Annotated in this window: 27 protein-coding genes and 1 pseudogene; 12 read left to right on the plus strand and 16 right to left on the minus strand. The window is 62.7% G+C overall.

The genetic code is table 11. The features are described from left to right. Positions 1-85: 85 nt before the first annotated feature. A pseudogene (locus ACFTSA_RS06570) lies at positions 86-790 on the plus strand (carbon-nitrogen hydrolase family protein); the annotation flags it as partial. A 20-nt stretch (positions 791-810) separates the two neighbouring features. Here the strand turns inward: ACFTSA_RS06570 and ACFTSA_RS06575 are convergent. Beyond that, the gene (locus ACFTSA_RS06575) at positions 811-1,626 is read right to left on the minus strand and encodes a slipin family protein (protein WP_377950619.1); all 816 of its coding nucleotides are present in this window, start codon (positions 1,624-1,626) and stop codon (positions 811-813) included. A gap of 137 nt (positions 1,627-1,763) precedes the next feature. On the opposite strand from ACFTSA_RS06575, the gene ACFTSA_RS06580 reads away from it, so the two are divergent. Next, entirely contained in the window at positions 1,764-2,132 is a 369-nt protein-coding gene (locus ACFTSA_RS06580) for a hypothetical protein (protein WP_377950473.1), read from the plus strand. A gap of 43 nt (positions 2,133-2,175) precedes the next feature. Here ACFTSA_RS06580 and ACFTSA_RS06585 read toward each other — a convergent pair whose 3' ends face one another. Beyond that, complete coding sequence (locus ACFTSA_RS06585) at positions 2,176-2,400, minus strand: hypothetical protein (protein ID WP_377950474.1); 225 nt, start codon at positions 2,398-2,400, stop codon at positions 2,176-2,178. Positions 2,401-2,791: 391 nt separating this feature from the next. Between ACFTSA_RS06585 and ACFTSA_RS06590 the strand changes: the two genes are divergently transcribed. Together ACFTSA_RS06590 and ACFTSA_RS06595 are read left to right on the plus strand one after the other, a co-directional pair. Further along, positions 2,792-3,397 carry a hypothetical protein gene (locus ACFTSA_RS06590; RefSeq protein ID WP_377922948.1) on the plus strand — a complete coding sequence of 202 codons (606 nt, stop codon included), beginning with the start codon at positions 2,792-2,794 and terminating at the stop codon, positions 3,395-3,397. Between the two features lie 200 nt (positions 3,398-3,597). Beyond that, positions 3,598-4,188: a serine protease gene (locus ACFTSA_RS06595; protein ID WP_377950475.1), complete on the plus strand. Its 591-nt coding sequence runs from the start codon at positions 3,598-3,600 to the stop codon at positions 4,186-4,188. 111 nt (positions 4,189-4,299) lie between these two features. On the opposite strand, the gene ACFTSA_RS06600 is transcribed toward ACFTSA_RS06595, so the two are convergent. Beyond that, a complete protein-coding gene (locus ACFTSA_RS06600) occupies positions 4,300-4,968 on the minus strand; it encodes a class F sortase (protein ID WP_377950476.1) in 669 nt (222 codons plus the stop codon). A 28-nt stretch (positions 4,969-4,996) separates the two neighbouring features. Next, on the minus strand, positions 4,997-5,413 hold the full coding sequence (locus tag ACFTSA_RS06605; RefSeq protein ID WP_377950477.1) for an excalibur calcium-binding domain-containing protein: 417 nt from the start codon (positions 5,411-5,413) through the stop codon (positions 4,997-4,999). A 226-nt stretch (positions 5,414-5,639) separates the two neighbouring features. On the opposite strand from ACFTSA_RS06605, the gene ACFTSA_RS06610 reads away from it, so the two are divergent. Next, on the plus strand, positions 5,640-7,034 hold the full coding sequence (locus ACFTSA_RS06610) for an MFS transporter (protein ID WP_377950478.1): 1,395 nt from the start codon (positions 5,640-5,642) through the stop codon (positions 7,032-7,034). Between the two features lie 36 nt (positions 7,035-7,070). On the opposite strand, the gene ACFTSA_RS06615 is transcribed toward ACFTSA_RS06610, so the two are convergent. Then, positions 7,071-8,927 carry a hypothetical protein gene (locus ACFTSA_RS06615; protein ID WP_377950479.1) on the minus strand — a complete coding sequence of 619 codons (1,857 nt, stop codon included), beginning with the start codon at positions 8,925-8,927 and terminating at the stop codon, positions 7,071-7,073. Between the two features lie 860 nt (positions 8,928-9,787). Here ACFTSA_RS06615 and ACFTSA_RS06620 point away from each other — a divergent pair. The 3 genes from ACFTSA_RS06620 (at position 9,788) to ACFTSA_RS06630 (ending at position 12,600) form a co-directional block, all read left to right on the plus strand. Continuing rightward, positions 9,788-11,068, plus strand: coding sequence for a DUF1524 domain-containing protein (locus ACFTSA_RS06620; RefSeq protein ID WP_377950480.1), 1,281 nt, complete (start codon positions 9,788-9,790; stop codon positions 11,066-11,068). A 45-nt stretch (positions 11,069-11,113) separates the two neighbouring features. After that, positions 11,114-11,461: a PASTA domain-containing protein gene (locus ACFTSA_RS06625; protein ID WP_377950481.1), complete on the plus strand. Its 348-nt coding sequence runs from the start codon at positions 11,114-11,116 to the stop codon at positions 11,459-11,461. 416 nt (positions 11,462-11,877) lie between these two features. Then, positions 11,878-12,600, plus strand: a complete 723-nt coding sequence (locus ACFTSA_RS06630) for a hypothetical protein (RefSeq protein WP_377950482.1) — start codon at positions 11,878-11,880, stop codon at positions 12,598-12,600. Between the two features lie 110 nt (positions 12,601-12,710). Here the strand turns inward: ACFTSA_RS06630 and ACFTSA_RS06635 are convergent, their stop codons facing one another. The 4 genes from ACFTSA_RS06635 to ACFTSA_RS06650 all read right to left on the minus strand — a co-directional run bounded on the left by ACFTSA_RS06635 (position 12,711) and on the right by ACFTSA_RS06650 (position 14,763). Beyond that, on the minus strand, positions 12,711-13,061 hold the full coding sequence (locus tag ACFTSA_RS06635) for a hypothetical protein (protein WP_377950483.1): 351 nt from the start codon (positions 13,059-13,061) through the stop codon (positions 12,711-12,713). A gap of 82 nt (positions 13,062-13,143) precedes the next feature. After that, complete coding sequence (locus tag ACFTSA_RS06640) at positions 13,144-13,542, minus strand: ribonuclease E inhibitor RraB (protein ID WP_377950484.1); 399 nt, start codon at positions 13,540-13,542, stop codon at positions 13,144-13,146. Between the two features lie 100 nt (positions 13,543-13,642). After that, positions 13,643-14,041 (minus strand): hypothetical protein, encoded by a 399-nt coding sequence (locus ACFTSA_RS06645; protein ID WP_377950485.1) that lies wholly within the window; start codon positions 14,039-14,041, stop codon positions 13,643-13,645. A gap of 245 nt (positions 14,042-14,286) precedes the next feature. Continuing rightward, on the minus strand, positions 14,287-14,763 hold the full coding sequence (locus tag ACFTSA_RS06650) for a hypothetical protein (RefSeq protein ID WP_377950486.1): 477 nt from the start codon (positions 14,761-14,763) through the stop codon (positions 14,287-14,289). Positions 14,764-15,211: 448 nt separating this feature from the next. Between ACFTSA_RS06650 and ACFTSA_RS06655 the strand changes: the two genes are divergently transcribed. Then, complete coding sequence (locus tag ACFTSA_RS06655; protein WP_377950487.1) at positions 15,212-15,871, plus strand: hypothetical protein; 660 nt, start codon at positions 15,212-15,214, stop codon at positions 15,869-15,871. A gap of 145 nt (positions 15,872-16,016) precedes the next feature. Here the strand turns inward: ACFTSA_RS06655 and ACFTSA_RS06660 are convergent, their stop codons facing one another. Together ACFTSA_RS06660 and ACFTSA_RS06665 are read right to left on the minus strand one after the other, a co-directional pair. Then, positions 16,017-16,307 carry a hypothetical protein gene (locus ACFTSA_RS06660; protein ID WP_377950488.1) on the minus strand — a complete coding sequence of 97 codons (291 nt, stop codon included), beginning with the start codon at positions 16,305-16,307 and terminating at the stop codon, positions 16,017-16,019. Positions 16,308-16,435: 128 nt separating this feature from the next. After that, on the minus strand, positions 16,436-17,050 hold the full coding sequence (locus ACFTSA_RS06665) for a recombinase family protein (RefSeq protein ID WP_377950489.1): 615 nt from the start codon (positions 17,048-17,050) through the stop codon (positions 16,436-16,438). Positions 17,051-17,653: 603 nt separating this feature from the next. On the opposite strand from ACFTSA_RS06665, the gene ACFTSA_RS06670 reads away from it, so the two are divergent. Then, positions 17,654-17,977 carry a hypothetical protein gene (locus tag ACFTSA_RS06670; RefSeq protein ID WP_377950490.1) on the plus strand — a complete coding sequence of 108 codons (324 nt, stop codon included), beginning with the start codon at positions 17,654-17,656 and terminating at the stop codon, positions 17,975-17,977. A gap of 216 nt (positions 17,978-18,193) precedes the next feature. Here ACFTSA_RS06670 and ACFTSA_RS06675 read toward each other — a convergent pair whose 3' ends face one another. Then, a complete protein-coding gene (locus ACFTSA_RS06675; RefSeq protein WP_377950491.1) occupies positions 18,194-18,517 on the minus strand; it encodes a response regulator transcription factor in 324 nt (107 codons plus the stop codon). 200 nt (positions 18,518-18,717) lie between these two features. Next, positions 18,718-19,470, minus strand: a complete 753-nt coding sequence (locus ACFTSA_RS06680; protein ID WP_377950492.1) for a hypothetical protein — start codon at positions 19,468-19,470, stop codon at positions 18,718-18,720. A gap of 511 nt (positions 19,471-19,981) precedes the next feature. Between ACFTSA_RS06680 and ACFTSA_RS06685 the strand changes: the two genes are divergently transcribed. Together ACFTSA_RS06685 and ACFTSA_RS06690 are read left to right on the plus strand one after the other, a co-directional pair. Further along, positions 19,982-20,593, plus strand: a complete 612-nt coding sequence (locus ACFTSA_RS06685; RefSeq protein ID WP_377950493.1) for a recombinase family protein — start codon at positions 19,982-19,984, stop codon at positions 20,591-20,593. A gap of 178 nt (positions 20,594-20,771) precedes the next feature. Further along, positions 20,772-20,975: a cold-shock protein gene (locus ACFTSA_RS06690; RefSeq protein WP_377950494.1), complete on the plus strand. Its 204-nt coding sequence runs from the start codon at positions 20,772-20,774 to the stop codon at positions 20,973-20,975. Between the two features lie 565 nt (positions 20,976-21,540). Here the strand turns inward: ACFTSA_RS06690 and ACFTSA_RS06695 are convergent. Genes ACFTSA_RS06695 through ACFTSA_RS06705 form a run of 3 tightly spaced genes read right to left on the minus strand, consistent with a single transcriptional unit; the run spans position 21,541 to position 25,105 of the window. Further along, positions 21,541-22,512: a TniQ family protein gene (locus tag ACFTSA_RS06695; protein WP_377950495.1), complete on the minus strand. Its 972-nt coding sequence runs from the start codon at positions 22,510-22,512 to the stop codon at positions 21,541-21,543. Next, a complete protein-coding gene (locus tag ACFTSA_RS06700) occupies positions 22,509-23,417 on the minus strand; it encodes a TniB family NTP-binding protein (RefSeq protein ID WP_377923061.1) in 909 nt (302 codons plus the stop codon). The genes ACFTSA_RS06695 and ACFTSA_RS06700 overlap by 4 nt, the downstream gene beginning before the upstream one ends. A gap of 2 nt (positions 23,418-23,419) precedes the next feature. Continuing rightward, positions 23,420-25,105, minus strand: a complete 1,686-nt coding sequence (locus ACFTSA_RS06705) for a Mu transposase C-terminal domain-containing protein (protein ID WP_377950496.1) — start codon at positions 25,103-25,105, stop codon at positions 23,420-23,422. Between the last annotated feature and the right edge of the window lie 55 nt (positions 25,106-25,160).

A 25,160-nucleotide genomic window follows, 5' to 3' on the forward strand; every position in this document is an offset into this window, starting at 1 on the left:
CGGGGGGGTTTGTTTCGCGGGGGGGCTGGTGGTGCCGGCCCCGTAGGGCGCGCCCACCGGGCCCGCCCTCGACCGGTTCGCCGCGTCCGCCGCCGCCGACGGCGCCACGCTGGTGGCCTTCCCGGAGTACGCCACGTACGAGAAGAAGATCGTGGACGCCTCGTTCCCGGCGATGGCCGAGCCGCTTGACGGCCCGGTCTGCCGGGAACTTGCCGCCACCGCCGCCCGCCACGGCATCACGCTGGTGGCGGGCGTGGTGGAAACGTCCGACGAGGAGGGCCGGGCATACAACACCCTGGTGGCCTTCGGGCCTTCCGGTGCACGGCTGGCCGTGTACCGGAAGATCCACCTGTTCGACGCGCAGGGCTTCGGGGAGTCGACCTACATCAAGCCGGGGCCGTCCACCGAGCCCGTGGTATTCGAGGCCGGGGGAGCACGGTTCGGCCTGATGACCTGCTACGACCTGCGGTTCCCGGAGCTGGCCCGGTCCCTGGCCGACGCCGGCGCGCAGGTGCTCCTGGTCTGCTCGTCCTGGGTGCCGGGCACGCACAAGACGGAGCAGTGGCTTTCTTTGAATGCGGCGCGGGCGATCGAGAACAGCGTCTACGTGGCCGGCGTCTGCCAGGCCCCGCCGGTGTCCGTCGGCCGCAGCCTGCTGGTGGATCCGATGGGGTACGTCGAGGCGGACCTTGGTTTGGAGCCGGGGGTGCGGGCGGTGGAGGTTTCTTTGTCGACTGTGGCGCGGGTGCGGGAGCAGTTTCCCATGTTCCGGCAGCGGCGGCTGGGGTAGCGCGGAGGCCACCGGGAGGGTTACGCCGCCTTCACGGGTGTCTTGCCGCTGGATGACGTCGCGGCCAGGTTTTCGCGGGCCAGGAACGCCGAGAGTTCACCGATGGTGCTCATCAGCGGGGCGGGGAAGACGACTGTGGTGTTCTTGTCGACGCCGATTTCCACCAGAGACTGCAGGTTCCTCAGCTGCAGGGCCAGCGGGTGGGCCATCATGGTGTCGGAGGCGTCTCCGAGGGCCGCCGCGGCGATGGCTTCGCCTTCGGCGGCGATGATCTTCGCCCTCTTTTCGCGTTCGGCTTCAGCCTGGCGGGCCATAGCGCGCTTCATGCTGTCGGGCAACTGGATGTCCTTGAGCTCCACCAAGGTGACTTCGACGCCCCATTCGACGGTGAGTACGTCGAGGATTTCACGGATGTCGACGTTGATCCGTTCGGTCTCGGCCAGGGTCTGGTCAAGGGTATGCCGGCCGACAACTTTCCGCAGGGTCGTCTGGGCGATCTGGTCGATGGCCGCGGCCACGTTTTCGATCGCGACGACGGACTTCACCGCGTCGACCACGCGGTAATATGCGACCGCTGAGACATCGACGCTCACGTTGTCCTGGGTGATGATGCCCTGGGACTGGATGGGCATGGTCACGATCCGCAGGCTCACCAGCGGGAGCCGGTCGATGACAGGGATGATCAGCCGCAGGCCGGGATCCTTGACTCCGATGACCCTGCCGAGCCGGAACAGCACGCCCTTCTCATATTGGCGCACGATCCGGATCGACATTTTCGCAACGATGAGCAGCAGTACGACGAGGACGATGACAACGATAGTGGTGGTGGGGTCCATCAGGATCCCCTCCTGGTCTTTTGAGCGGGACGTGCCGGTGCCGGGTCCGGCGCCGTGACAAGTGTCCTTGCTATATTTTCCCATGCAAAGGGTGGAAACGAGGGTCTTGAGCGTATCTGCTGGAGGATCGCAAGCTGGTGCACAGCCTCTTCAAAGGGCTTTTTGTCGTTGCCTTCATGTTCGTGGGTAACGATCAATCAATGGGGCTTTGGAGAAGGGCGGTTGCGCCCGGAACAGCAGCTTTGGCAGTCATTTTCCTGGGCGCGGCCAGCGCGTCGGGCATTGACCAGATGGCAAACGCCAAAATTCATGGTCCGACATCGGCCACCGTGTCCGCCGTCGTGGCTGACGGTCAAACCTCGCTGCATCACGTGGTCCTGCGCGGCCTTGCCAAGGGGGCGCTTCCCGGTGGCTATCCGTACGATGAACCTCGGGACGAAAGGTCGGACGAGGACTATCAGGAGACCCTGCACCAGCACCGCTCGTCGGTGACCCCTGCGGAGTAGTAATGTCCGGCAGAAGCAGGTTGCTCCGCCGCCCACATCTTCACTAGTGCAAAATGGCGCTGATCTCTGCCCTGACCAGCCGCTCGGCCAACTGGCCGAGGTCCAGGTTCAGGACGGCTTTGAGGGCGCGTGCCATGTTGGGGGCTGCGGCCAGGAATTCGGCCAGGCCCGGATCGGCTTCCAACTCCCGCCCGAGGTTGTCTCGAACCTCATCAGCGGTCCAATGGCTGTCGGTGTGCTGACTGCTGAGTACCGTCCTGGCGTTCATGGCCCTGTCCTTCCCCTGGCGGCCTGAGCTGTGGCTTTGATGTAAACCGACTATGCCCGGCTGGACTCAAGAAGCGGTCAAGCATTCAGCCAAATTTGTGCAGGATTTGTTCAGGTTTTTATGGGGACGATGGGCGCCGTGCAGTAGGCGAAATAGGTCGGTCCGCTCTGGGAACTCGCAGCCAATGCGGCCCGCCGCGGGATAACGCGGGTCGTGCGTGGTGAAACGGAGGAGAAGGAGGGCTGGCAATCGCGCTGGTTAGTCGAGAATCAAGAAAAGCGCAAGAAAGCAGCAGGTTTGGCTGAAGTAGGAAGCTGCGGTACACGGCCGCGATTAGACTTTTTGGTGTTGGCGATGTTCCTTCGCGATCCATGAGAAAGAGTCCCGAGAGTTGGAAGAGTTGTACCCGAACGGCAGTTGGGGCCCACCCCTATATCGTGCTCCCCGCCGCTGGCCCTTCATTGTTTCGATCGTCATTCTGGCGCTGGTTGCTGCAGGCTTGGGTGCTGCTTTCGCTTATTCCACGTACTCCGCCCAGGAATGGCGGAGCACCGCTAATAAGACCTCCGATGATCTTGCAAAAAAGTCCGATGACCTTGCAGCGATGACGAAGCAACGGGATAGCTTCAAGAGCGACGCTCAAGACCTGCAAAACCGCCTCGACGACGTAAACAGCCAACTGGCGGAGACGCAGAGCAAGCTCACCGGCGTTACAACTGACTACAACACGGCAACAGAGCGGGTCCGCTCCCTGGCCGACGAAAAGGCCCAGGCGGGGGATGACGCCGCTTACATGGCGACGTTGGTTGCGATGTCGCAGGGGGTGACTGCGGAAATGGACACTTGCATTAGTGACCTGCAAAAACTCCAAACGTATTTGGTGGATTTCTCGTCATATGATCCCGACGCCCTAATCGCATACGCAAGGCAGATCAACGACGGCTGCAATAAGGCCCGGGCCGACAGCGATGCACTCTCCAAGAAGTTGGCGGGTTGAGAACTCGCTCTCGCCTAGCTGGCAGGCTGCTGCTGCTGGTCACGCTCTCATCCCCAGTGCTGGTGGGCTGCGGGCTTGTGCCGGTACCCCCACCCGCTGCAACTTCCGGTTCCGCGCCGGCCGAGTCGGTGAGCGAGACATCACCGGCAGGCAGCGCGCCGGTGACGCACACGATGCCTCCGACCCACTCGGTTGATCAGGTGGAAGCGCATGGCTTTACAGATTACGAGCGGGCGGCCCTGCGCGTGCGCAATGTCGGGTGTGGAGGTGTTGCGAGGGGCTCCGGTTTTGCAATTTCCGACCACGTATTCGTTACTAATCGCCACGTCATAGGTGGCGCGGCTGTCATCCAAGTCAGTACTTATGACGGGCATGACATTGAGGTCGCCACAGCCGGCGCCGCGGTCGTAGCCGACCTAGCCTTGGTCTGGACGAAAGAAGCCTTGCCCGCGACGATTGCTCTAGCCACCGCGAACCCTGATGAGGGGACAAACGTTACCGCAGTTGGCTATCCCCTGGGTGGCCCGCTGACCACGACTCACGGACGGGTCTTGGGGTATGCTCCCGACCCTGTCGGGTGGTCGGCTATTCCCATGCTCGTGAATGATGCCCCGATCGAGCATGGCAGTTCGGGAAGCCCACTCATCAACGATGCTGGGCAGCTGGTTGGTGTCGTCTATGCGTCCGATGGCGACCGATATGCGGTGCCTGTAGAAACTCTGATACAAGTCCTGAACAACCCAGACAACTACGCCAGTTCCGCAAATTGCGATGGCGTTCTTGCCCGGTAGACCCGGAATCGTTTCTCCCGTGGAGTGCTGCCAATGAAGAGAGGGCCCGCTGCACGTAGCAGCGGGCCCTCTCCTCGGCCGATGCCGTGGTCGTCAGGTCGGATGGGCCGATTAGGCAACGAGTTTTGCGAAGACGACGTAGTTGTCGTCGAACAGTCCTGTCGCCGGATCGTAACCGTCACAGGTAATCAGCCGAAGTTCCGGCCCCTCGGTGTTCCCGTAGACGGTCTGTGTCGGGAATGCGTCCTTTGAGTACGCGTCAGCGTGATCAAAAGTGAAAACACTCGTCGTGCCATCCTGACGGGCAACCCTGATGAGGTCACCAGTCTTTAGTTCGCGGAGGTTTGCGAAGACGCCCGGACCGCCGCCGGTTGCGTTTACGTGGCCCAAAAGGACCGCCGGTCCAAGCTCACCAGGTGTCGGAGAGCCGTTGTACCATCCAGCCGGAGCGCCCGGCCCGTCCGGCGGCACTTCCACTGAACCGTCGGCTTTAAGGCCGAGGCTCAGAAGTTCAGAGTCGATGCCGGCAGATGGAACGCTGACGGAAACGGGGTCCGAAGCTGGCAGAACCTTCTGCGGCGCAGAGGTAGGCGATGATGAGGGCGCCGCAGTTTGTGTGGCAGCCGCGGTCTGGACTGGAAATGCTGGCGTAGCAGCGGCTGCCGCTGGCGCGGCGACCGACTGCGCCGAGGTGCCTGTAGCGCAGCCTGTGAGAAGGAGCACGGCGACCGCCGCAGACGCCAGTAGGTGTCTGCGGCGGGCGCTGGTTGAGCTAGTCATACGACGGCGTTGTTTCCGATCCCGCAGCTTACGCGCGGACGGACGCACGGCGGCGTACGATCATCGACCCAGCCACAGCGGCGACGGCGAGGCCGCCAAGGGCAAGGAAGTCAGTGCCCTTGTTGACAGGCTGGGCAGCGCCAGTCGCGGCTCCACCTACGGGCATCTGGGCCACCTGCGCCGGAACCTGGTTTCCCACTACCGGAGCCGGAGCGACATTCGTGGTTCCGCTGCCGGCACCGCCCCGCTCACACGCGACGCCGTCGCTGTTGCCATCGAGGTGCGGAGCATACCCCGGTGCGCCTGCCGGGATATTGACGTAGCCCGCCGCCGCTGCTGCATCGCAGTTCGGGAAGGAAAGGGTCGTTGCGTTGGCCGGGGCAGCTGTCATCGCTGACAGTCCCAGAACCGCTGCTACTGCAAGGGCAGATACACTCTTCTTCATTTTTTTGTCCCCATTCTTCTGCTGCGTCACACGGAGCGAGTGCAGGCCATCAGTGAAGGGGGAAGGCTGCAGCACGCCCCGCGGGCGAGTGATATTGGCATCTGCCTAGCAAGTTATATCAACCAAAATGGTTGAAGTGTCAATGTGACGCGGGCCTCAAAACCCTGTTTGCGCTCCAGTGCTACGCTGAGCGTTTTGCCGTCGAAGTTGTAGACCTGGCTCGGCGATGCGGAAGACTGTTGCCGTGAGCAACTCTCCCCGCACCGGCAACCGCACCGGCCTCGCCGTCGCCGGCCTCAGCCTGGGCACGTCGCTGAACCCGCTGAACTCCTCAATGATCGCTGTCGCGCTCGTGGTGCTGCGCGAGGACTTCCGGCTCGACGTCGCCACCGTGACCTGGGTCATCACCGCCTTCTACATCACTTCCGCAGCGGGCCAGCCGCTGATGGGGCGCCTCGCCGATCGGTTCGGCCCGCGGAAACTCTTCATGCTGGGCATGGCGCTGGTGATCGTGTCCTGCGCGCTGGCGCCCTTCTCGCCCAACTTTGTGTTCGTCTGCATCGCCCGGGCACTCATGGCACTGGGGACGGCGACGGCGTACCCGAGCGCCGTCGTCATGGTCGGCACCCTGGCCAGGATGGCCGACACAACCTCCACCCGTCCCCTCGGACGCATCCAGATGGCCAACACCTCCGGGGCAGCGGTCGGCCCGGTGGTCGGCGGGCTGCTGGTGAGCCTGGTCGGCTGGCAGGCGCTGTTCCTGATCAACGTGCCGCTCGCACTGGCCGCGCTGCTCATCGTCCGGAAGGTCGCCCCGCCAGACGAGCGCAGGGAACAGGGAAAGATCGCCACCCTGCTGCGCGACTCGGACATCCCCGGCATCCTCGCGTTCACGGGCGGCCTGGTGCTGCTGCTTATGGGCCTGCTGAACGCGCTGCCCGGCTACCGTTGGTGGCTGCTTGGCGGAGCGATGGTGCTGGCCGTGCTGTTTGCCTGGCGAGAGCTGCGTTTCGACAGGCCGTTCCTGGACCTGCGGCTGCTCGGCAGGAACCGGCCGCTGCTGCTGGTGTACCTCGGCTTCACGGTGTTCAGCGGCGTGTACTACTTCGCGTTCTTTGGCCTGCCCCAGCTGCTGCAGGAGGCCGCCGGCTACAACCCCGGCGTGGTGGGCGTGCTGATGCTGCCGCTGGCGGCCATGTCGGTGGTGGTCACCCCGCTCGCCGTGCGCGCGATCGACCGGTTCGGCGTGCGGCGGGTGCTGCTGGCCGGCGTCGTGCTTCTGACAGCGGCGGCAGCGGCACTCTGGCTCCTGACAGCGTCGTTCGCCGTCCTGCTGGTGCTGGCGCTGACGGCCCTGATGGGCGTGCCGTACGGCTCCGTGAGCATCGCCGCCAACCAGGGGCTGTACATCTCTGCCGCGGCGGAGGACAGGGGCGTGGCCGCCGGGATTTTCCAGACCTGCCGGTACGTCGGAGCTATCAGTGCCACGGTGATGATTGGCATCTTCTATGGCACCGGCGTGAACCAGGAGAACTGGGGCCGGGTGGTGCTGGTGATGCTGGCGCTGAGCGCGGTGACGTTCGTGGTGTCGCTGCTGTGGCGGGAGCGGAAGGCGGCGTAGGAGAACGACGGCGGAAATCGCCGTCGCCTATTATCTTTAGAGGGTTGTTGGTCCCCACACCGAGCGCGAGGCAGAGGCCCTGGCCGTATTCAGGTAGTTGAGCCGCTTGTAGGTGGCAACAGCCCGGATGAACTTGTCCCGGTCCGCCGCGGTCAGCCGGTAAGTCGACGCCGTTGCTCCTGCGATGGGGCGGCCGTCGCGCTGCCACTGCCAGGTGATTGACGTGGGGGCCGGGTAAGGCAGGGCTGTGGACGCCCTCAAGGTCTGTCCGGCGGTGAAAGACCCCCGGACTGTTACACCGCTAACGACCGGGGTGGGCAGCTTGGTAAACACTGCGAGTGGCCTGATCGCCCGGGAGGTCTGGGTGGCATTGATGGTGCCTGCGCGCTTGAACGTGACCTTGAAAGTGATCTGGTGCAACTGGTCTGCGGCGGTGAGCCGGTAGGACGTACCTGTTGCCGCGGCGATCGGTTTGCCGTCCCGGTACCACTGGTATGCGACGGCAGTGGCTGTGGGACTCGTCGGGCTAGTGCGGGCGCTCACGGTGTAGCCGGTCGCTGCGGTGCCGATGATCAGGGGAGTGGCACCCAGATAGAAGTAACCCGGCGGGGCGACAGCCGCTGAGGCAGGGCTAAGGGCGCGGTCGTAATTGGTCTTTTCATACTGGACGCGAGCGGTGATCTTGTGGCCGGCGTCATCCGTGGTGAGGCGGTAGGTGGGGTCCCCGCTGGGACCACTGATCTGGCCTCCGTCGCGGAACCAGAAATAGGTCACCGCTTCGGGAGCCGGTGAGGGGACCGGGCCGGGGACAGCAGTGAGCAGCTGGCCGGCCAGTGCCGTGCCCTTGATGGTGGGGGCGCTCATGGCGGCAAACTTGCCAAAGGCGAACACCCAGTGTTCGCTCGTCATTGGGGCGCCGACAAAGTTGGCGGAGACCGGAGTGGCGTAGACGCCAATGCGTTTGCCAACGTCCTCGGTTCGCACGGTGTAAGTAGATCCCGTGGCTCCGGGAATGGAGCCTATGCCCCGGGCCCCCTCGGCCTGCCACTGATACACGTAGGTCACAGAGGACGGTGCCGGAGCAAACGGGGTGGGAGCGCTCGTAGTTACCGCCGGCGCCGAGGCCTTCAGCACCTGCCCGGGATAAGCGGCGTAGGGTGTCTGCGTGCCGCTGCCCATCGTGATCATGGGCGCCGAAGCAGGCTGGATGTAGCCGCGGATCACAGTCCCGAAGCTGGCCGATCCGGTCCAGCTGCGGTAGCCCGGCTCGGAAACCGTTGCTTCGGCGGTGATCTCCGCGCCAACATCGGCCTCGGCCACGGTGTAGCGGTTTGCGGCACCGGCGATGGGTGTCCCGTTCCGGAACCAGGTTGTTGTGATCGTGGGGGCGACCAGGGTAGGCCGGGAATAGGTGGTCCAGACTGTCAGACCGAGTTCGGTTCCCAGAACGGGCCTGGTGTTGGGAGCGACTGATCCGGTGATGTAGCCGAGGACAGGCTCCGTCTCCGCGGACGTCAGGGCTACAGGCTCAGAGTCGGCGCTCGTGGCGGTGACCCGGACGGAGATGCGCTTGCCGAAGTCTGCTTCGGCGAGGGTGTAGTACGGCCACGTTTGTGCCGGCACCAGGGCCTCGCCGTCGCGGAGGTACTGGTAGCTCAGGATGCCGGCCAGCCGGATACCAGAGAACACCGCACTTACCCCTCCGCCGACCACCGGGGTGCCCGTCAGAGCCACTGTGGTTGCGGGTGCTGGCGTTTCCACCACCGCGCTGGCCGGCTCGTCGGCGGTGGCCGTCTGGATGGGCGAGATGAAGGTCAGCAGGCCCAGAAGGGCCCATAAAGCCGCCATGGAGCGGCGGCCTGCCCCCGGCAGGCCCGATGAAGATATTGTCACGCGCTGTTCCCCCAGCTCGGTGTGGGCCAAGCTGTGACCGCACGATTTTCCGCTGAGGATATCCGACGGGTGCCCTGTACTCCAATCATGATTGTTTTGTCAGTCGTTGCGTGGCCGGCCATCCGGTCGATTCCTCCAAATTGAAGCAGTACTGGGTGCTGCCGGGCGGCTACTGCGAGGAGCACCGGGACCCGACCAGCCGCACCAGTCGGCTGAACGCAGGATTAAGGCCACCTCGATCAGCACCATCAGCCAGTGCCCCTGGCGATGAACACGACCGCGCCGGTGGGTACCCGGATGCTAGCGAGGGCGAGGGCGTAGACCGCGAATCCGAGGGCCACCCTTGCGCTGCCCACGCCGTGCGGAGGCCAAAACCCTGCGGCAAACGCCAGGCAGTCCCTGGACGCGGTCGGTCATGATGTTTGTGGTTTCGCTGTGTGGCGGGAGCGGAATGAGGCGTAGGCGAACGACGGCGGCAGTCGCCGTGAGTGCCCTGCTCAGCTGAGGGGGGCTGACGCCATTGGGCCCGGATGTCCGAGCTTTCCTGCTCCGAACGTTAAGCACTGAACTCCCTTTGCGACGGGCATTCTCAAGATTGGCTCAAGACTGAATCAGCGTTGGCCCAAGATCAACGCACTTTCCGTTGTCCCGGTGCGGCGAGAAATAGGCTTTGAGTAGCAAGATTTCGGCTTTAGACAAAGGGCCCGGCTATCCGCCGGGCCCTTATTTAATTGGGGAAAACGATGTCGCGGTATGGAATACCTTTCGGGTCACGGGGGCCGGGCGCGGAGCCCGCTTCAGGACGGCCTAAGACGCCACGCGCTTCCACTTTCATTGTTGGAAGCATCACCGCGCTCTTCATGATCGTCGGGGCGTTCAGCGGCGGCCTTGGTGGTGCGCTTGTGTTCCTGGCCACCACGGTGGCCCTCACCGGTCTCTATGTCCTGGCGACCGGCCGCCGTTCATGGGCCTGGCTTCCGGCCAAAAGGAAGGCGGGGGCCATCACCCTCGCAGTCTCCTTTGCCCTGTTTGTCGGCGGCGCAGCCGCATTGCCGCGGACCGCTGCGACGGACATACGGGCCGCTGCATCGGAGGAAACCGCATCGCCAACGTCCGCCGTCGCGGAAGCGACCACAACTGCCACACCGACGCCGACACCGTCGGCCGCTCCAACCGTGCAGGCGACGGGCGCTCCGCTGGACCCTGGTAGCCCCTACCTCGTGGCGCAGGGCGCCAGCGTTGCGGCGCCGAAGTCGCAGCCGGCCTACGCCACCAAGGCGATCGACCTGCTGGCCACCCTTCCCGTCAAGGGCCGCGCTCCCAAGACGGGCTATAGCCGGGCAATGTTCGGGCAGGCGTGGGCTGACGTTGACCGCAACGGCTGCGACACCCGCAATGACATCCTCAAGCGCGACCTTAGGGGCATCAGCTACACCAACAGCGTGCCCTGCAAGGTGCAGTCCGGGACACTGGCGGACCCCTACACCGGCACCGCCATCAACTTTCTGCGGGGGAGTGCCACCAGCAGCGCGGTGCAGATCGACCATGTCGTTGCCCTCAGCGACGCCTGGCAGAAGGGCGCACAGCAGCTGAGCTCGGAACAGCGGACAGCCTTTGCCAACGACCCGCTGAACCTCCAGGCGACGGACGGCCCCACCAACATGAGAAAGGGCGACGGCGACGCCGCCACCTGGCTGCCGCCGAACCGGGCCTTCCGGTGCGAATACGTTGCCCGGCAGATTTCGGTGAAGGCAACGTACACCCTCTGGGTTACGCGGGCGGAACACGATGCCATGGCGCGGATCCTGGCCAACTGCTCGGGGCAAATGGCACCAACAAAGGAGAAGGCGCCAGCGGTGGCGGCACCCGCACCGGCACCCGCCGCCACGAAACCCGCACCTGCTGTGGCCGCTCCTGTCCCGGCAGCACCAGCTCCGGCTGCTGCTGGGCAGGCCCCGGCTCCCGTTGTTCCCGTACCTGTGGTGCCTGCACCGCTTCCTGCTGTGCCGGCACCGGCGGCTGTCTACTACGCCAATTGCTCAGCAGCGAAGGCCGCAGGTGCCGCACCGCTGTACGCGGGCTCACCGGGTTACCGCCCGGCGCTGGACCGCGACTCCGACGGCGTGGCCTGCGAACGCTAGACCCATTCCATCACTCCACCGTTTCAATCTTTTCCAAGGGGAAAAATGAAAAAGACACTCACACTGCTTGTGCTGACCGGCCTCATGCTCACTGGATGCGGCGGCAACCAGGCGGACAAGCAGGCGGCACCGCAGCCGACAGAGACTGCCACGGCCACGGCCACTCCAGAGACGGTCACTGTTCCGGGCGTGGTGAGCCTGACCCTGGACGAGGCCACGGATCAACTGGAAAATCTCGGGTTCGTGGTCGACTCCGTCGACATCATCGACGGCAAAACGATCATCCTGAAGAAGAACTGGCAGGTGATGTCCCAGGACGCCGGGTGTCATTTTCCGAAGCTGAATGCACAAATGTCCGAAGTCACCTGCACTAGGTGCCTGAAGGAATTTTGAGCAAACCTGACGTTCATTGCAGAGGACTACCGGGCAATAGTGATGCCTGTGCACAGGAGTAGTGACAGCCAGAGTTCAGAAGTCACCTGCGCAACCAAGCCCAGGCGTCTTTAACAGCAGCCCCGAGCCTCTGGGCTGTCTCCCTGCGGCTGGTACGACGACCCTCCCCCGTGTCGTCCCGGCTGAAGAAACTACTGCGACACGGTTGGTCGGCCCGCCGGAATGCCGTTTTGCGGCCCCGTCAGCGGACAGCCCACCGGATCGGGCTTACGGAATCCTGTCTCAAGGCGGTAGGAACTTGGACTCGGTAGCCGAGGGTAGCCAACTTCGGTTGGTGGACGCCCTGAGGGTCGGCTTACCGGCAGGCCACTCGCAGATCCATTGACAAGGGAACGAAAGCTCGTCGACAGTGGTCCATGGACACATCGGCCCAGGATAGAAGAATCCGAATCTGTGCGGGGCTGATCATGGTCGGGCTCGCCGCCACGTCGGTGATCATTGTTTTTGCCTCCGCCCCGGACATCCGAACCCAAGTCGTTACGATCATCGTCGCCTGCGTGCAGGCGCTCCTCACATTTGGCCTCGGGGCCTGGCTTGCCTCCGGCAGGCGCGGCACTGCGGCCCTGGTTCTGGTCCCTGGCATCTGGAGGAGAATCTTTCTCCTCATTACTCTTGTGCTCGGCCTTTTGCAGTTTGTGTGGCAGTCAATCGATGATCCCCGCCATGTGATGTTAACCGCGTTCTGGCCCAACTTGGTAGGCATAGGGATCGTCCTCCAGTTCGGGCCCGGCCGACATCACTTCCAGAGCGAGGAGCAATGGATCACTGCTTTGTCCCGTCAAAACACGGTGGACGCTTTGACCCGGGTGTTCGACCAGCCCGGATTGACAACGAAAGTCATGGGTTCGGACGTTTGGGTGGAAATCAGTCGAGAGTGGCAGGGCGATTGGCGCCACCGGGATGCTGCCAAACACCTGAAAGTGCGGCCCCATATCCGTTTCGTGATCGATGCCACCAACAACGGAACGCGGGTCACTGCCTTTAGCCGCGAAATCCGACTGGGGGCGTACGACGTGCTGAAGCTTCAGGAGGAAATGAGCGAATCCGGTGTGGCTCTAGCCAGAGAGGCCACATCATGAATTCCGCTTATTTCGACCGCCCGCGGCGTCGACCTGGCTGATGACCTTTCAGGTCCGGACAATGGAGGGACCTCGTTCTCCTAGCCGGATAGCAACGCCTATGTTCCGTATTAGGTTCCTTGATTAAGGCTCAAGTTGATAGCCCTCCACGTCCTCGCCACCTGTTTGACCGTGTTATGGGGCCCGGAATCGTATTCGAGCTGGACGCTTCGGAGGTCGTTGGCCAGGGCGGTGATTCTGGGCGTGGGTTTTTTGCTGTCGCCGAACCACTTGTGGCAGACGCCGGCGACTACCTCCGGAGTCATGGGTTGACCTTTGGCGATTAGGCGCGTGAAGTCTTCGATTTCAGGGTCGTATTCGTCGGGAGGTGCATCGTCCAAAACCCCGAGCAAGTCGTGGGCATTGACGCACTCAGTGACCGCACGCCGCAGACGTCGGTAGTCCTGCGTTCTGGCGTCCATTCGGTCATTCTAGGGGCAGACAGGTCCGGTGGAGGTTCCCGAATGCACCCAAGAAGGCGAAGTTCTCGTGCTTCCCGCCGCGTTAGCGGCCACTAAAAAGACGCTTGAGCCATGAGGGTCGACGGGCGCCGGCCATTCGCGGCGCCTCAACTACCTCGGCGCCCCACCCGTCATAATCACCGCCATGGCGCTCCACTATGGAGGACACCTCCTGAACGAACTTCTTCACGCTGTCAGGGTCGAGCGGGCTCAAGTGTTGGGCTTCCAAGAGGAAGTAGTCATCCTCTTCGTGGACTTCTGCAGAGTAGCCCAGGGCAGCAAGTTCCTCGGCGGCCTGTGATGCCCCCTTCACATTTGGGAAAACAGCGCTGTGGTCCACCGCGCGTGAACTTTCGAGGTCGTCGCCAATTTCAAGGCGCTGCTCGATTTGTTTTGCGGAAAGCGCTGTTGGGTCGACGAGCTTGTCCAAGGGGTCTGTCATGGACACAGTCTAGGACGTCGAGCAGCCGGCACTTCGCCGTCAGTAAGGGTTCTCGATGGGCGACATGGACTAGACCGGCGAACTGTACCGTGAAGGGTTCCTAATTCCGGCTATGCGGTTCCACGCCGTGATCCAACTGCGCCCAGAGGCGATCACGCGCGGGTCCGGTTACGACGGCTGCGTCGAAGGTTGCTTCCTGGCTGGTTGAAGGATCGGTAGTGACAAAGTGCCCGCGTCGCAGTTCCTCTGCGACATGCCATTCAGGACCGTAGTCCTCTTCGAGATAGTCGTGCTCACCGCTCAGCCAGTGTACTTGCGTCCACATGCGCTCCTCCTTGAGCCAGAGGAAGGGGAACGATCGCATGGGAGCGACCCCGGTAGTCACCCAACCCAGGGGCTCGCCGTTCAGGGACAGTTCCCACGCGGCATCCCTAAACTCGTCCAGGCGCGGGTCCTTTGGCCAATCCGTGTCGTCGAACCACTTATTCAGCCCTCCCATGAATTAGTTGTACCAGCCCACAACGACCCCGAACGACCGATGGCCACGCGAGCTAGCTGATTCCTCAATCCAGCCTGGTGGAGGTGCTGCTCAGTGAGCTGACTTGTCCGTCTTCACTTTTGGAGTAGACCAAGGAAACTGGCCCGGTTGAGGTTCGCCACCTGGGTCGAAGTCCCCTCCTGCCTACGGCTCACGAATGAGAACCGGAAGTCTGGCAGCGGGGGCGCCCGGCCTTCCCATCCGGGTCAGCGCCGTACCCTCCGGGCCTCGAGGATCAGATCGGCGATGATCCCGCCGATGAGCACGAGGGTAAACGGGGACTTGGCTCCTTCAGTGAACATGAACAGCATGAGGGGACGCTGTTCCTCGTCCAAGGGGAGTCCAGATCCAACCGGACTGCCAATGACGACGAAGACCACGAAGATTGTCAGAGCCACGAGACGAGCAGCGGTCGTCCGAATCAGTAGTCGGTGGACCAGAACTGCTGCCACCGCAAGTAGAACGAAGCCCAGGCGCCAGACGTACGGCAACCACTCTCCGGCTACTCCGACCGGACGGAAATTGAAACCAAGAAAACCGCCGGCATAGGCGGCCTGAAGCTGCATGGACAGATACCCCGTGAGGAGAACAGCGAGCACCGAACCGGCCGCCGCTGCGACGACAGAAATTATCGACTCCAGTTCGGGCTTTGAGTCCGGGGAGTTCTTATCCGTGCTGGCCAATTTATCCATAGCAAATCCCCCAATTTGATTGCTATGACTGTAAGCCTCCAGGCGAGATTCGGATAGGGAGCGCCGCCGTGGTTCCTGGGATTTTCTAGACGGCATGTTCGGGGCATCTGGAACTGCTGGTCCACAGAAACGGAGACAGTTCCAATAACTGTTCCGAGGGGAAACATTGGACTAAACCTACCGAACTGTGCCGTGAAGGGTTCGCCACCGTTCCGGCCGCCTGTAGCAAGAGCGCGTATCACCGCCGGCCGGGCACTGAATGGAACAATATGATCGCATGCTAGATCGGAGGCGCGCACAGCAGATGGTAGATCGCCATGATGACCCACAAGGGTGGATTTCGGCATATTTTGCAGCTGCGACCGGTCAATCTGGTTCCCCAGTTCTTTTGGAGTGGACCGATAAGCACACGGGTCTCGTGAAATGGAAGGGAACGGTCTTGGCCGAAACTCGGTTCGTAAATGGCGATACCGACTCGACCGAAGGACCGGGATTCCCGATGCGCTTGACTGTTGAAGTCGAGGGATCGGCCTTTACTTACGCTGTTGCCTTTGACGACGATCTCGCCGCCTTGGATTGGGCCCTTCTTGGCCTTGGTGAAGAAGAAGAGGTTGATGTCGACATATTGCGAGCAAGCCTTAGGAAAGGGTGGGAGAAGAGGACCGATCATTCGCGTTTGTGGCGCGGCGACGGTGTGTTCCCCATGCTTCAGAATTATGCCGAAAGCGTGGCCTCACTACCCGAAAGCAGACTGACTTTCCGGGCGGACCCTCCTTACGAAGTCCGTCTCTCGTACCAAGACAACTTCGTCCGGATGTCGACGTCAGAGCACGATACCGTAAATGTTGAGTTCATGGGCTTGCCGGTCCTTCTTGAGTGCCCAGTTTGGGTCCGTGGCCTGAACTCCTGGGTCGATGACTTTTTCCGACGTCTACGGACCGAGGACCTCTGGCTAGTTAGGACGATGCTTTTAGGGATCCCGGTTCGCAAGGACTTTCTCTTCGAGGAAGACTTGCCAGCGTTGCGCACCTGGGGCCTGGTCACGAAGTCTTCTCAACTCTTCCTGCCGGCAGTCCACAAGGAGCGTTCCAACCCGTAGAAGTTCTCGGCGCCTGAGTGATTCGTTCCGATTGGCCTAGTCCAGCGGAATCATCCCGCTTGGGGTTCGTCTCGGGACGTTTGAATTCCGTCCATGAGCATCGGAGCAGGAGAAGGACGGTAGTTCGCGGCGGATTTGCCGGGCTCTAAAGTGCCCGCCCCCGCCGGTCCCACTCGGCTCTGCGGGCTTCTTCTTCGTCCCAGAAGGGCCTGTCATTCCGGCGTACATAGAGCAGAAATGCGAGCCCGCCCAACCCGACAAGAATCATGGCGAGCCAAAGATAGCTGGCCAATTCCCACGATTTCCCTGCCACCCAAAAGAGGATCAGCACTACCAGCTGAAACAGAGCGGTGGCCGTCCAAACGGCGAATAGGAAGCGAAAACCGCCGCGGGTCATCCTGGGCTGCAACCTCCTGGGCCCCTTAGCCTCGGTCATGAGCTGAGGCTACAGTCCGTGACGATGCTTGGGAACCTGGTTGTCAGCCTCCCCCATCGCCGCATTCATTTTGCCCAGATCTCCTCGTGCTTCTTCACGGTCGGATCTGGTCCGGCTGACGTGGCGGGTTATTTCCGCTGCAGTAACTTCTGGCCGTCGGGTCGTAGTTCCCCCGTTGGTGAGACGTGCCGGTAGAGAGTTTGGCGGGTGATGCCGAGTTCCTTGCAGAGGTCGCCGACCTTGGTTCCGGGCTGACTCATGGAGGCCATGGCCAGGCGGAGTTTGGCGGGGGTCATTTTGTAGGGCCGTCCGCCGCTGCGGCCCCGAGCGCGGGCTGAGGCTAGTCCTGCGGTGGTCCGTTCGGAGATGAGTTCGCGCTCGTATTCTGCGAGGGCGGCGAAGATCCCGAAGACGAGCTTCCCGGAGGCGGTGGTGGTATCGATCGCGGCGCCCTGACCCGTGAGGACCTTCAGTCCGATGCCACGGCTGGTCAGGTCATGAACGATATTGACCAGATGGCGAAGGTCGCGGCCAAGCCGGTCGAGTTTCCAGACGACGAGGGTGTCCCCGTCTCGCAATGCTTTCAGGCAGGCAGCGAGTTCGGGCCGGTCATCCTTCTTCCCCGAGGCTTTGTCTTCGTAGAGGGAGTCCTGCTGCATGCCGGCCGCGAGGAGAGCGTCACGTTGCAGGTCGGTGGTTTGGGATCCGTCAGCCTTGGATACGCGCATGTAGCCGACCAACATGATGGCCCTCCGAAATGTCATTTATACGTTCGTTTAAATGACAAGATGCCCGGATTTAGTTTCGCTGGGCAGCATCGTCACTTTACCCGTTGTGACTGTTAGCCGAAAATGGCGGTTAACTCGTAGGTAAGGATGGCGGTTTCGACGCCAGGTTGCGAAGTCATCGGCATGGAAAGTCCGAAGTCGTCTGCGCCTGGGCAGGTCCGGCGCCGCGGCATTTGAGTCCACAAGGATCCCGCCGGGCCCGGCTTTTGACGGGGGGGTGCAATGCCGGGCCAGGCGGACTGGCCGGAGGGCGCCTCGTCGGCCAGGTAACACAGATCTTTTCGCTACGACCTTGGGGAAACCCGTCCAACCCTATAACCGATACCCCGCCCTCAGAAAGCTCTCGGGCGGCTAATCCCCGAGAGGGCCCTCCACGCCCGTACTCGCACCCCGCACCGTTCCAAGGTCCACAGGGTATTCACCATGAAGTAATGGCAGAGTCCTCAGACAGGACAGGCGGAACGAAGCGGCTCCATGGTGGTCAACATGAACTGCAACACCGCCGGTAGCGAGTGCGTATGGCCCTCGACAGGAGCGGGCGAAAGGACAGGGACGACGATGATGCTTCCCGAACCTCTCCCGTGGGCTATCCACCAGCACACCGGGCCGCCGGCCGGGCATGCCACGGCTCAATCTGTCCCGTCGAGCCCGGCCGGACCGGGCGAGCTCCTGCGGTTTCAGCTCAAGCGCCTGATTGTCGAAATCCTCGCTGCCCCGGACCTTGATCCAATCATGTACGTCTCCTTGCTCGGTCGTCTGGCCGAGTATCCCGGGCATCCCGAGCAGGCTCTGCTGGCCCATCTCGCCGACGTCCAGGGCCCGGAAGACCTGCCACCGTACAAAGCAGGCAAGCGGCCAACGGTGCAGCCGTCTCATCCCTAGTTTGCTTTCCGGGTGGGCTGGCGAAGCCGTGCGGTTCCGAGGCGAACCCGTGTTCCGCCGTATGTCGGCGGCGTAAAGTTGGAACCGGCCGGCGGCGGACCGTCGCGCTGGTGTCCCCCATGCCAGCCGACGCCCAGCTCCGTCGTCGGTCCCACGACTCCCGGCCGCTATCTGCCCTTATTCCGGCATAGTGATGGGCTCCGCGTTGGACGGGGATCAGGTGCTCTGATTCCGGCCGTGTGCGCTCAGGGGCCCAGCAGGGCAGAGCTGATTGACGGCCTCGGTGAGCTGCCGGGGATGGAATGGTTTAGTCAGATACGCTGCGGCCCCCGACGCCATACCGGCCATCTCGTCCTCGAGTTCGGCCCGCGCGGTAATGAACAGCATCGGCGCTTCGGACCTTGCCCGGATGTACCCGGCGACGTCCAGGCCATCTATGTCCGGCAGATTCAGGTCCACCGTTATGAGGTCCGGGTGGTGTTCCCATGCCGCGGCGACACCTTCAACGCCCTTGCCCACGGCATGAACCGCAAAACCCATTTGTGTCAGGATCAGTGTGAGCAGATCTCGAATGTCCTGGTCATCCTCGATGACCAGGCAAAGTCCCCGTGAACCCAAATGTGCCCCCCGGCCTTTAGTTGGTGTGCCCAGTGTAGGCCGGAAACCTCAAGCCCCTCAGGACCGCATGTCGGGGGGCGGGCCGGAACCTGTGCCGGGAGGTTGCCGGAAGAGTGCGCCCGTCAGCTGGCGGTTCGGACGGTGACGGTTCCGATGACCAGTGTGCCCAAGCCCGCGGCGGCGGTGATGTCCAGTGAAGATCCGGTGATGACCAGGTTGTCACCGCCGATGAGCAGGATGCTGCCGTTTCCTGCGGCCCGCAGCCACTCGGCATCGTCCGGACTGTCCGGGTCAAGCTGCTCCCGGTAGATGGTTTCCCCGCCCACGTCAAGGGTGAGCAGGCCCCTGCGGGTCAGGGTGAAGCGGCAGCCGTTCCCCGTTTGGCGGGCCTGGTTCAGAATGTCGGAGTAGTCGCCGCTCATCGCCAGCTGGAAGCCGTGGGAGAGTAGAATCGCCACGAGCGCGGAGGTCAGTTCGCCGCCGGTCTCCCGGAAGCTCACGACCGGTACCAGGGTGTATGCGAGCATCGGAACGGTCCGTGCCGGGCCGGTACCGCTCCTGTCGACGAGGATCACCCGCGCGGCAAGAGGCGCCAGGCCTTCGGGCCTGTGAGGGGAATCGTGCACCGTCACCGTGGGGTCTCCGCAGTGACGGTGGCAGACCCAATCAGTGAATGTCAGGTACTCGGTCCCGTCGGGGGCCGTGCTTTCTGTGATGTCCACAATCAGCGAGAGTGCTTCTTCGGCCCGCAGCGGGCGGCGGCAGCGATTACAGGTCGTGGCCACGGCGGCTGCGGTAGCCACATAAAGCGTCGTATCCCTGCCTTTGAAGGATTCCAGACGTCCGTCCCAGGCAACATTGTGTGTGACCGGCATTACATAATTCTACTCGCCGGTAACCGTGTCACCAGAGCTGGCGGGAGGATCAGGGCTGCGCTGGCCTGCCAGCCGGTCTTCCTCAGGTGTCGCGGGAGCCGGCGCCGGATCGGGATTCCGGGCGCCGGCTCCGGCAGCTCTGGTAAGTATCAGCTCCCCAGCCACGGTGAACCAGATACGCACAGTATGTCCGGCCGGACTTGGCAAAAGCAGGGACCGCCCTCCCCTTAAACGGTCCCCCTACCCGAGGAAAGCAGCGATGGTTTGATGCGCCCAAATGCCGCGCAGATCGCCGCTGGCACAGGCAGTCCGTTGCCTCACCGACCCGCCGAGCTGGCGAATTTTGTCTGACTCCTACAATGTCCAGAACCCGGCCCAGATCCTAGGAATTGGGACACCCAGTGCAGGATCTTCGAAAAATGGCGACACGCCATCGGATCCCGTTCCAAAATTATGTTCTCTTGGGCGTCCCGATCGGAGCGTGCAGGATAAGTATCGGTACAGTGGTCCCATGGAAATTGGGTACGCCCGTGTTTCGACCGCGAAACAGGACCTCGACCGGCAGATCGACGCGTTGCGCGAGCAGGGTATCCCCGCCCGGCACATCTACGTGGACAAGAAATCCGGGTCCACCACAAACCGGCCCGGACTTCATGAAGCACTCGACCACGCCCGCGAGGGCGATGTCATCGTGGTGCACACCCTGGACCGGTTAGGCCGGACGGTGAGGGACACCCTGAACCTGATCCACGACCTGGCAGGCCGCGGCGTCGGAGTCCGGAATCTGGCCGACCCGATCCGCGTTGATTCGGCCAATCCGGAGGATCCCATGTCACAGCTGGCAGTGGTGATGCTCGCGCTGTTCGGACAGATGGAACGAACCTATGCGATCGAACGCGCAGCACACGCGCGTGCCGTTGCTGCTGCCAAGGGCAAAAGAATAGGCCGGCCCAGCGTGGTCGATCCGGCGAAACTCGCCTACGCCGCACACCTTCGCGACCAGGAGGACCTATCCATCTCCGAGATTGTCCGCGCCACAGGCATCGCCCGCTCCAGCCTCTACCGTCATCTGCCGCCCCGGCCCCCAGAAACGCTGACAGCCCCAGACCAGCAGAACGCCTAAGCGAAGGCCTCAACAGCGTGGCGGTCGGCGCAGTCGATCGATTGCGGCGGCCCGCCCGCGCGGTTCCCTTGCCCACCACTGACCGCCACCATAGGTTGGAGACCAGCGGAAGATCACTTCCGCCCGGGCCCTCGTGGCCGCGGCGAAATGATGAGTTCTGTGGGAGCAACAGGCGCACATGGCAACAGGCACAGTGAAATGGTTCAACGCGGAGAAGGGCTTTGGCTTCATCGCCCCTGACGACGGGTCCGGGGATGTCTTTGCCCATTACTCCGCGATCGCCTCCGGCGGCTACCGCTCGCTCGAGGAGAACCAGAAAGTCCAGTACGACGTAGTCCAAGGACCGAAGGGTCCCCAGGCGGACAACATCCGCCCGCTCTAGACCAACACAGCGTTTAGCTGTAGGCGCCAACGGGGTGCAGGTCAGAGACGTGCGCGCAAGATCGATGCCAGTGCGGAGGCGGGCTCACTCCCGGCCTCCAGGCGGGTCTCGACCGAACCAGCTGACATTAGAAAGCATCAGGAACCTGCGGGAGGATAACCACGGGATCTCCTGCCAGGAACATCCTGCGCGGAGACGGCCCATGGAGCGTTACCCACACGATCGAGCCATCCGGCGTTAGATCGTCTATGACACCTGCGCCGCCAGCCTGGCCCGGTTCTCGGACTTCCACTTCCTGCCCCGGTTGCAGGCTCTCCCACCCAGCCCACTGCTCAGCAGCATGATCGTCAGCATCCATGCACCAATACAACCAGAGAGGCATGGACGCCTACTGCTGAACCTCGCATGTGGGCACCGGATTTGCCCAGCGCCAAAACCCACGCCTTGCGAAACCGCCATCTTGAACTGCGATTTAACCGCCATTTTCGGTTAACAGTCACAACCCGTTCCTTATTCTAAGTCCTGCAAATGCTGGCTGACCATGATTGCGTGACAGTTCCGGTGGCTATCGTCCAAGCCCAGCTGCAAGACGTACACCACCGTAGTTAGGCAGCCGGCGATCTGACTGGAAGAAAGCGGTGTCCGGACCCCGTCCGACGAGAGCGTTGGTTTCGAGCAGGCGGATGGCCGTCGCGGTTGCTTCGAGGGCAAGGATCTGTGAGCTAGGTTGGTAGTCCTCGTGGGTGTGCCAGCTCAGCGGCCCCATGCGGAAGAGATGGCCTGCTTCTACCCAGGCTTTCATCATGGTGCTTCTCGCGTTCCCGCATTCGGTGAGGGTTGCTCCAAGCTCATCAATGATGGTCCTGATAAGACGGAACCAGGTTCCAGCGCTGATCGGTAATCGAAGCAAGTCGACCGATCCTGTGGCCAAGCCTTGCCAGGTTCTGATGTCCATCGCCAGCAACGTTGGCGAGACAGTCGTTGGTGGCGGTGGTTTGCGGCGCCAGTCCCGGAAGTCAACGACCGGCCATGCATGGGCTACGAGAAGGCATCCGTGCTGAGGACAGCTCAGGGTCACCGGAAGCAGCCACAGCAGTTGGTACGGGTGCGGCGGTGTTGTCGTGGCGATGCATTGCGGGCAGGCTCTCATTGCCGGCCGCGATGGGCGCCACGGCAGCCATGGGTAGATATCGCGGATCCGGCGCCGTCCGGCCGGTAGCAGCACGGAGAACTGCCGGGTGTAGTTCGTAAACATTTGCGGGTCGGGTTCGGTGGTGTCCAGGAGCAAGGGTGACCAGCCGCTGAGGCTCATTCTCCGGATCCGGTGGGCGCCGACGCCGGTTCGATTCGAGAGCTCCTGGGCAAAACGACCGGGCGGGCAGATGTCCAGGTCAGCGGCGCTGCCCGGCCAGAACCCGAGGTCGGCCACGAGATCTTCAACCGTCGCACCGTAGGGAAACGCGACTCTGCGGAGCCAAGACGACAGTGCCTCACCCGGTAGCGGGGCCGGGTGCACGGGCCATCGTCCTGGAGTCACAGGAGTTGTTGTTCGAAAAGTCTTCGCCGCTCGGTAGGTCCTACGTAATCGGCCAGGGTCAGGGTCCGGTGGTTGATCCGCTCCTCGCCAGTCTCGACCGCGACGACAGCGGCCGCGGTCAAAAGACGGGCGAGTTCGCCGATAGTTCCTTCGCTGCGGGCGAGCAGGTATCTGGCCATGTCCTCGGTATCGATTACGGATGGCGAGTGCAAAGGGAACGAGGTAGCGAAGCTGGCCAGCAGTGATCTGGCTTCAATGCCAACTTCCCAGAGCGGCAGGATGAACGGCTCGAACCTGTTTTCAAGCTGATCATCGGACCTGACGGCGAGGTAGGCCTCCCGCGTGCCGACGCCGACCAGTGGTATGCGGAGCTCGTTGCCGAGAAAGCGCAGGAGGTTCAGGAACTCGCGCCGTTTCTCAGCACGGCCGGCCAGGACGTTGTGGAACTCATCCAGAACCAGGATCCGGACCCCCACCTGGCGCAGGAGTGAGAGCGCCAGCCGTTCTGCCTCGGGAAGACGCAAGCTGGGCCTGAAAGGCGCACCGATTGCTGACAGCAGTGCCGTGTAGAACCGCAGTTCCGCCGGCTCCGAAGGCATCTGCATGCACACAACCGGGATACTTTCGCCGTCCGGTCCCGCCACGGGCGGATGTCTCCTGCGGAACCGTTCGACAATCATGGACTTGCCGTTGTTGGTTGGACCAACCAGCAGGAGGTTGGGCATACGCTGCTTTCTCGGCCAGCCGAAGAGAACTTCCAAACGCTCAACCGCGTCCAAGGCCTTTGGATAGCCGATCCACCGGTCAGCACGAATGCGGTGCAACCGGTCCTCCGGTGGAAGCTTTGCCAGTTCCCGCGAGACGGGGTGCAGATGACTTAGGTCCGGCCAGGGGCTGTTGTCCACGGTCACCACTCCTCAATCTGTTCAAAGGCTTGAACCGGCACCCCGTCCGGGACCACGTCCCTTGGCGCATCGGGCGGCGGTGAGAGTTGTGGAGTACGGGCTTTGGGTTGGATGGGGTCCGTGGCGTGTTTGCGGCGTTCCGCTTCCCTGCGGACTCGTCTGGTTGTTTTCACCGCCGTCTCGCTGACCTCGTGCATTTGCCCGATCATCCGGAACAGCGCGGTCTCGTCAACCTGGGCGGCACCTTGTGCGCGTAACCGGGCGAGGGCTTGCCGATGTTCCCACATGCTGATGGGTGGATTGGCGATCGACCGGTACGGGACTTCCACGTAGTGACGCCCGTCAGGTTCCAAAACCCAGATCCTGCTGATGTCCCGAGGGTCCCGTCGGATGAGGAAGGGCTCCAGCTGGTCGCGCCGGCTGATCCAGGGTTTCAAGACGTTGGCAAAGTAGCGAACATAGTCGATGACGAAACCGGTGCGAGTCAGCGTGCGGCGGACGACCGGGAGGAAGTCCACCAAGAACCAGGTTTGGTTCGCGATAATTGCAGGCGTCCCGGTGGCAGTGATCCCGGCGGCCCACTTGGCGGCTGGTGTCTGTCCCAAAGTCTGGTGGACAGTGCCGTGGTAGGTGGCGACTGCCAGCACCAGCCACTTCTCCAGTTCAGACAGAGTCAGGGCGGCCAGCTTCTCCGAGTCGTAACGTCCCCGCTCTGCCGGGTTGGAGAAAGTTGTTCCGGGAAGCTCGTGGATTTTACGCATGGCAGTGCCGATGACACGTTCAACTATGCCGCCGTAGTGCGGTTGCCCGTGCGGCCTGTACGACAATCGGATGTCGTGCTGCTCGCACCCGCGCCGCAGCGCCTCACTCTTAAACTCGGCCGCGTTGTCCAGGAACAACGATTTGGGTTTGCCGCTCATCGGCCATTCCACAGCCACGCCAAGCCGTTCCAACCAAGGACGTTTGTCCCCAATGGTGTTAGCGAGGCACAGTCCCACTGACACGGCAGACGGCGGTTCCAGCGTGAGGACCAGACCCAGGATTGTCCTGCTGAAAACGTCTATGGCAACGGTCAGATACGGACGGCCGATCGACCGACGTTCACGTTCGTCCACGATGATGACGTCGATAACAGTGTGATCGATCTGCACTTGATCCAGGATCGACCGGATCACCGGCACTTCACCCCCGGCCGCTTGCAACGTCCTCACCGCCTCCTTGCCTTCTCTGCGCCGTCCGACTTCGACGGGGTTGAGCATGGAGATCCGTCGCGCCACGGTGTTCCTTGTTGGAGGCTTCACTCCCTGTAATCCGCAGGCGCGGACAATCTCGCGATGGAGTGCGGCCACGCTAAGTCGTTGTCGTGTCAGGAACCGCCTGCGGATCAGGTCACGCATGATTGCCTCGACCGGTTCTGGCAGGCGGTGACCGCCTTTACCCCCGGTCGAGCGCCGGACAGCAAGGTCCGTGACAAGACCTGTCCCTTGGCGGAATCGGCCCAGCAACACATAGATCTGGCGGCGGGAAACGCCTAGCTCCTTGGCTGCCTGTTCAACATCGCCGGCTCGTATGGTGCTTCGCTTCGCCAACGAACTGATCACCGAAGCACGGTTCTTGGCCTGCTCCCATAAGGCTTCGGACATCGTCAGCTGCCCGTCCTCAGCGATGCGACCCGGATCAGCTTCCATGCCTGCCTCCTTTGAATAGGAGTAGCGAACAAGAGCACCATAGTGCAGGGCGCTA

The sequence above is a fragment of the Arthrobacter sp. NPDC057013 genome (assembly GCF_042674585.1).
Classification (GTDB): domain Bacteria; phylum Actinomycetota; class Actinomycetes; order Actinomycetales; family Micrococcaceae; genus Arthrobacter.

Excerpts from the sequence above, each read along its gene's own strand:
- ACFTSA_RS06670 (WP_377950490.1), top strand. The coding sequence starts at position 17,654 with ATGATGCTTCCCGAACCTCTCCCGTGGGCTATCCACCAGCACACCGGG.
- ACFTSA_RS06690 (WP_377950494.1), top strand. The coding sequence starts at position 20,772 with ATGGCAACAGGCACAGTGAAATGGTTCAACGCGGAGAAGGGCTTTGGC.
- ACFTSA_RS06680 (WP_377950492.1), bottom strand. The coding sequence starts at position 19,470 with ATGCCGGTCACACACAATGTTGCCTGGGACGGACGTCTGGAATCCTTC.
- ACFTSA_RS06610 (WP_377950478.1), top strand. The coding sequence starts at position 5,640 with ATGCGGAAGACTGTTGCCGTGAGCAACTCTCCCCGCACCGGCAACCGC.
- ACFTSA_RS06660 (WP_377950488.1), bottom strand. The coding sequence starts at position 16,307 with ATGACCGAGGCTAAGGGGCCCAGGAGGTTGCAGCCCAGGATGACCCGC.
- ACFTSA_RS06600 (WP_377950476.1), bottom strand. The coding sequence starts at position 4,968 with ATGACTAGCTCAACCAGCGCCCGCCGCAGACACCTACTGGCGTCTGCG.
- ACFTSA_RS06605 (WP_377950477.1), bottom strand. The coding sequence starts at position 5,413 with ATGAAGAAGAGTGTATCTGCCCTTGCAGTAGCAGCGGTTCTGGGACTG.
- ACFTSA_RS06625 (WP_377950481.1), top strand. The coding sequence starts at position 11,114 with ATGAAAAAGACACTCACACTGCTTGTGCTGACCGGCCTCATGCTCACT.
- ACFTSA_RS06640 (WP_377950484.1), bottom strand. The coding sequence starts at position 13,542 with ATGACAGACCCCTTGGACAAGCTCGTCGACCCAACAGCGCTTTCCGCA.
- ACFTSA_RS06685 (WP_377950493.1), top strand. The coding sequence starts at position 19,982 with ATGGAAATTGGGTACGCCCGTGTTTCGACCGCGAAACAGGACCTCGAC.
- ACFTSA_RS06620 (WP_377950480.1), top strand. The coding sequence starts at position 9,788 with ATGATCGTCGGGGCGTTCAGCGGCGGCCTTGGTGGTGCGCTTGTGTTC.
- ACFTSA_RS06705 (WP_377950496.1), bottom strand. The coding sequence starts at position 25,105 with ATGGAAGCTGATCCGGGTCGCATCGCTGAGGACGGGCAGCTGACGATG.
- ACFTSA_RS06575 (WP_377950619.1), bottom strand. The coding sequence starts at position 1,626 with ATGGACCCCACCACCACTATCGTTGTCATCGTCCTCGTCGTACTGCTG.
- ACFTSA_RS06645 (WP_377950485.1), bottom strand. The coding sequence starts at position 14,041 with ATGGGAGGGCTGAATAAGTGGTTCGACGACACGGATTGGCCAAAGGAC.
- ACFTSA_RS06635 (WP_377950483.1), bottom strand. The coding sequence starts at position 13,061 with ATGGACGCCAGAACGCAGGACTACCGACGTCTGCGGCGTGCGGTCACT.
- ACFTSA_RS06675 (WP_377950491.1), bottom strand. The coding sequence starts at position 18,517 with ATGGGTTTTGCGGTTCATGCCGTGGGCAAGGGCGTTGAAGGTGTCGCC.
- ACFTSA_RS06585 (WP_377950474.1), bottom strand. The coding sequence starts at position 2,400 with ATGAACGCCAGGACGGTACTCAGCAGTCAGCACACCGACAGCCATTGG.
- ACFTSA_RS06630 (WP_377950482.1), top strand. The coding sequence starts at position 11,878 with ATGGACACATCGGCCCAGGATAGAAGAATCCGAATCTGTGCGGGGCTG.
- ACFTSA_RS06665 (WP_377950489.1), bottom strand. The coding sequence starts at position 17,050 with ATGTTGGTCGGCTACATGCGCGTATCCAAGGCTGACGGATCCCAAACC.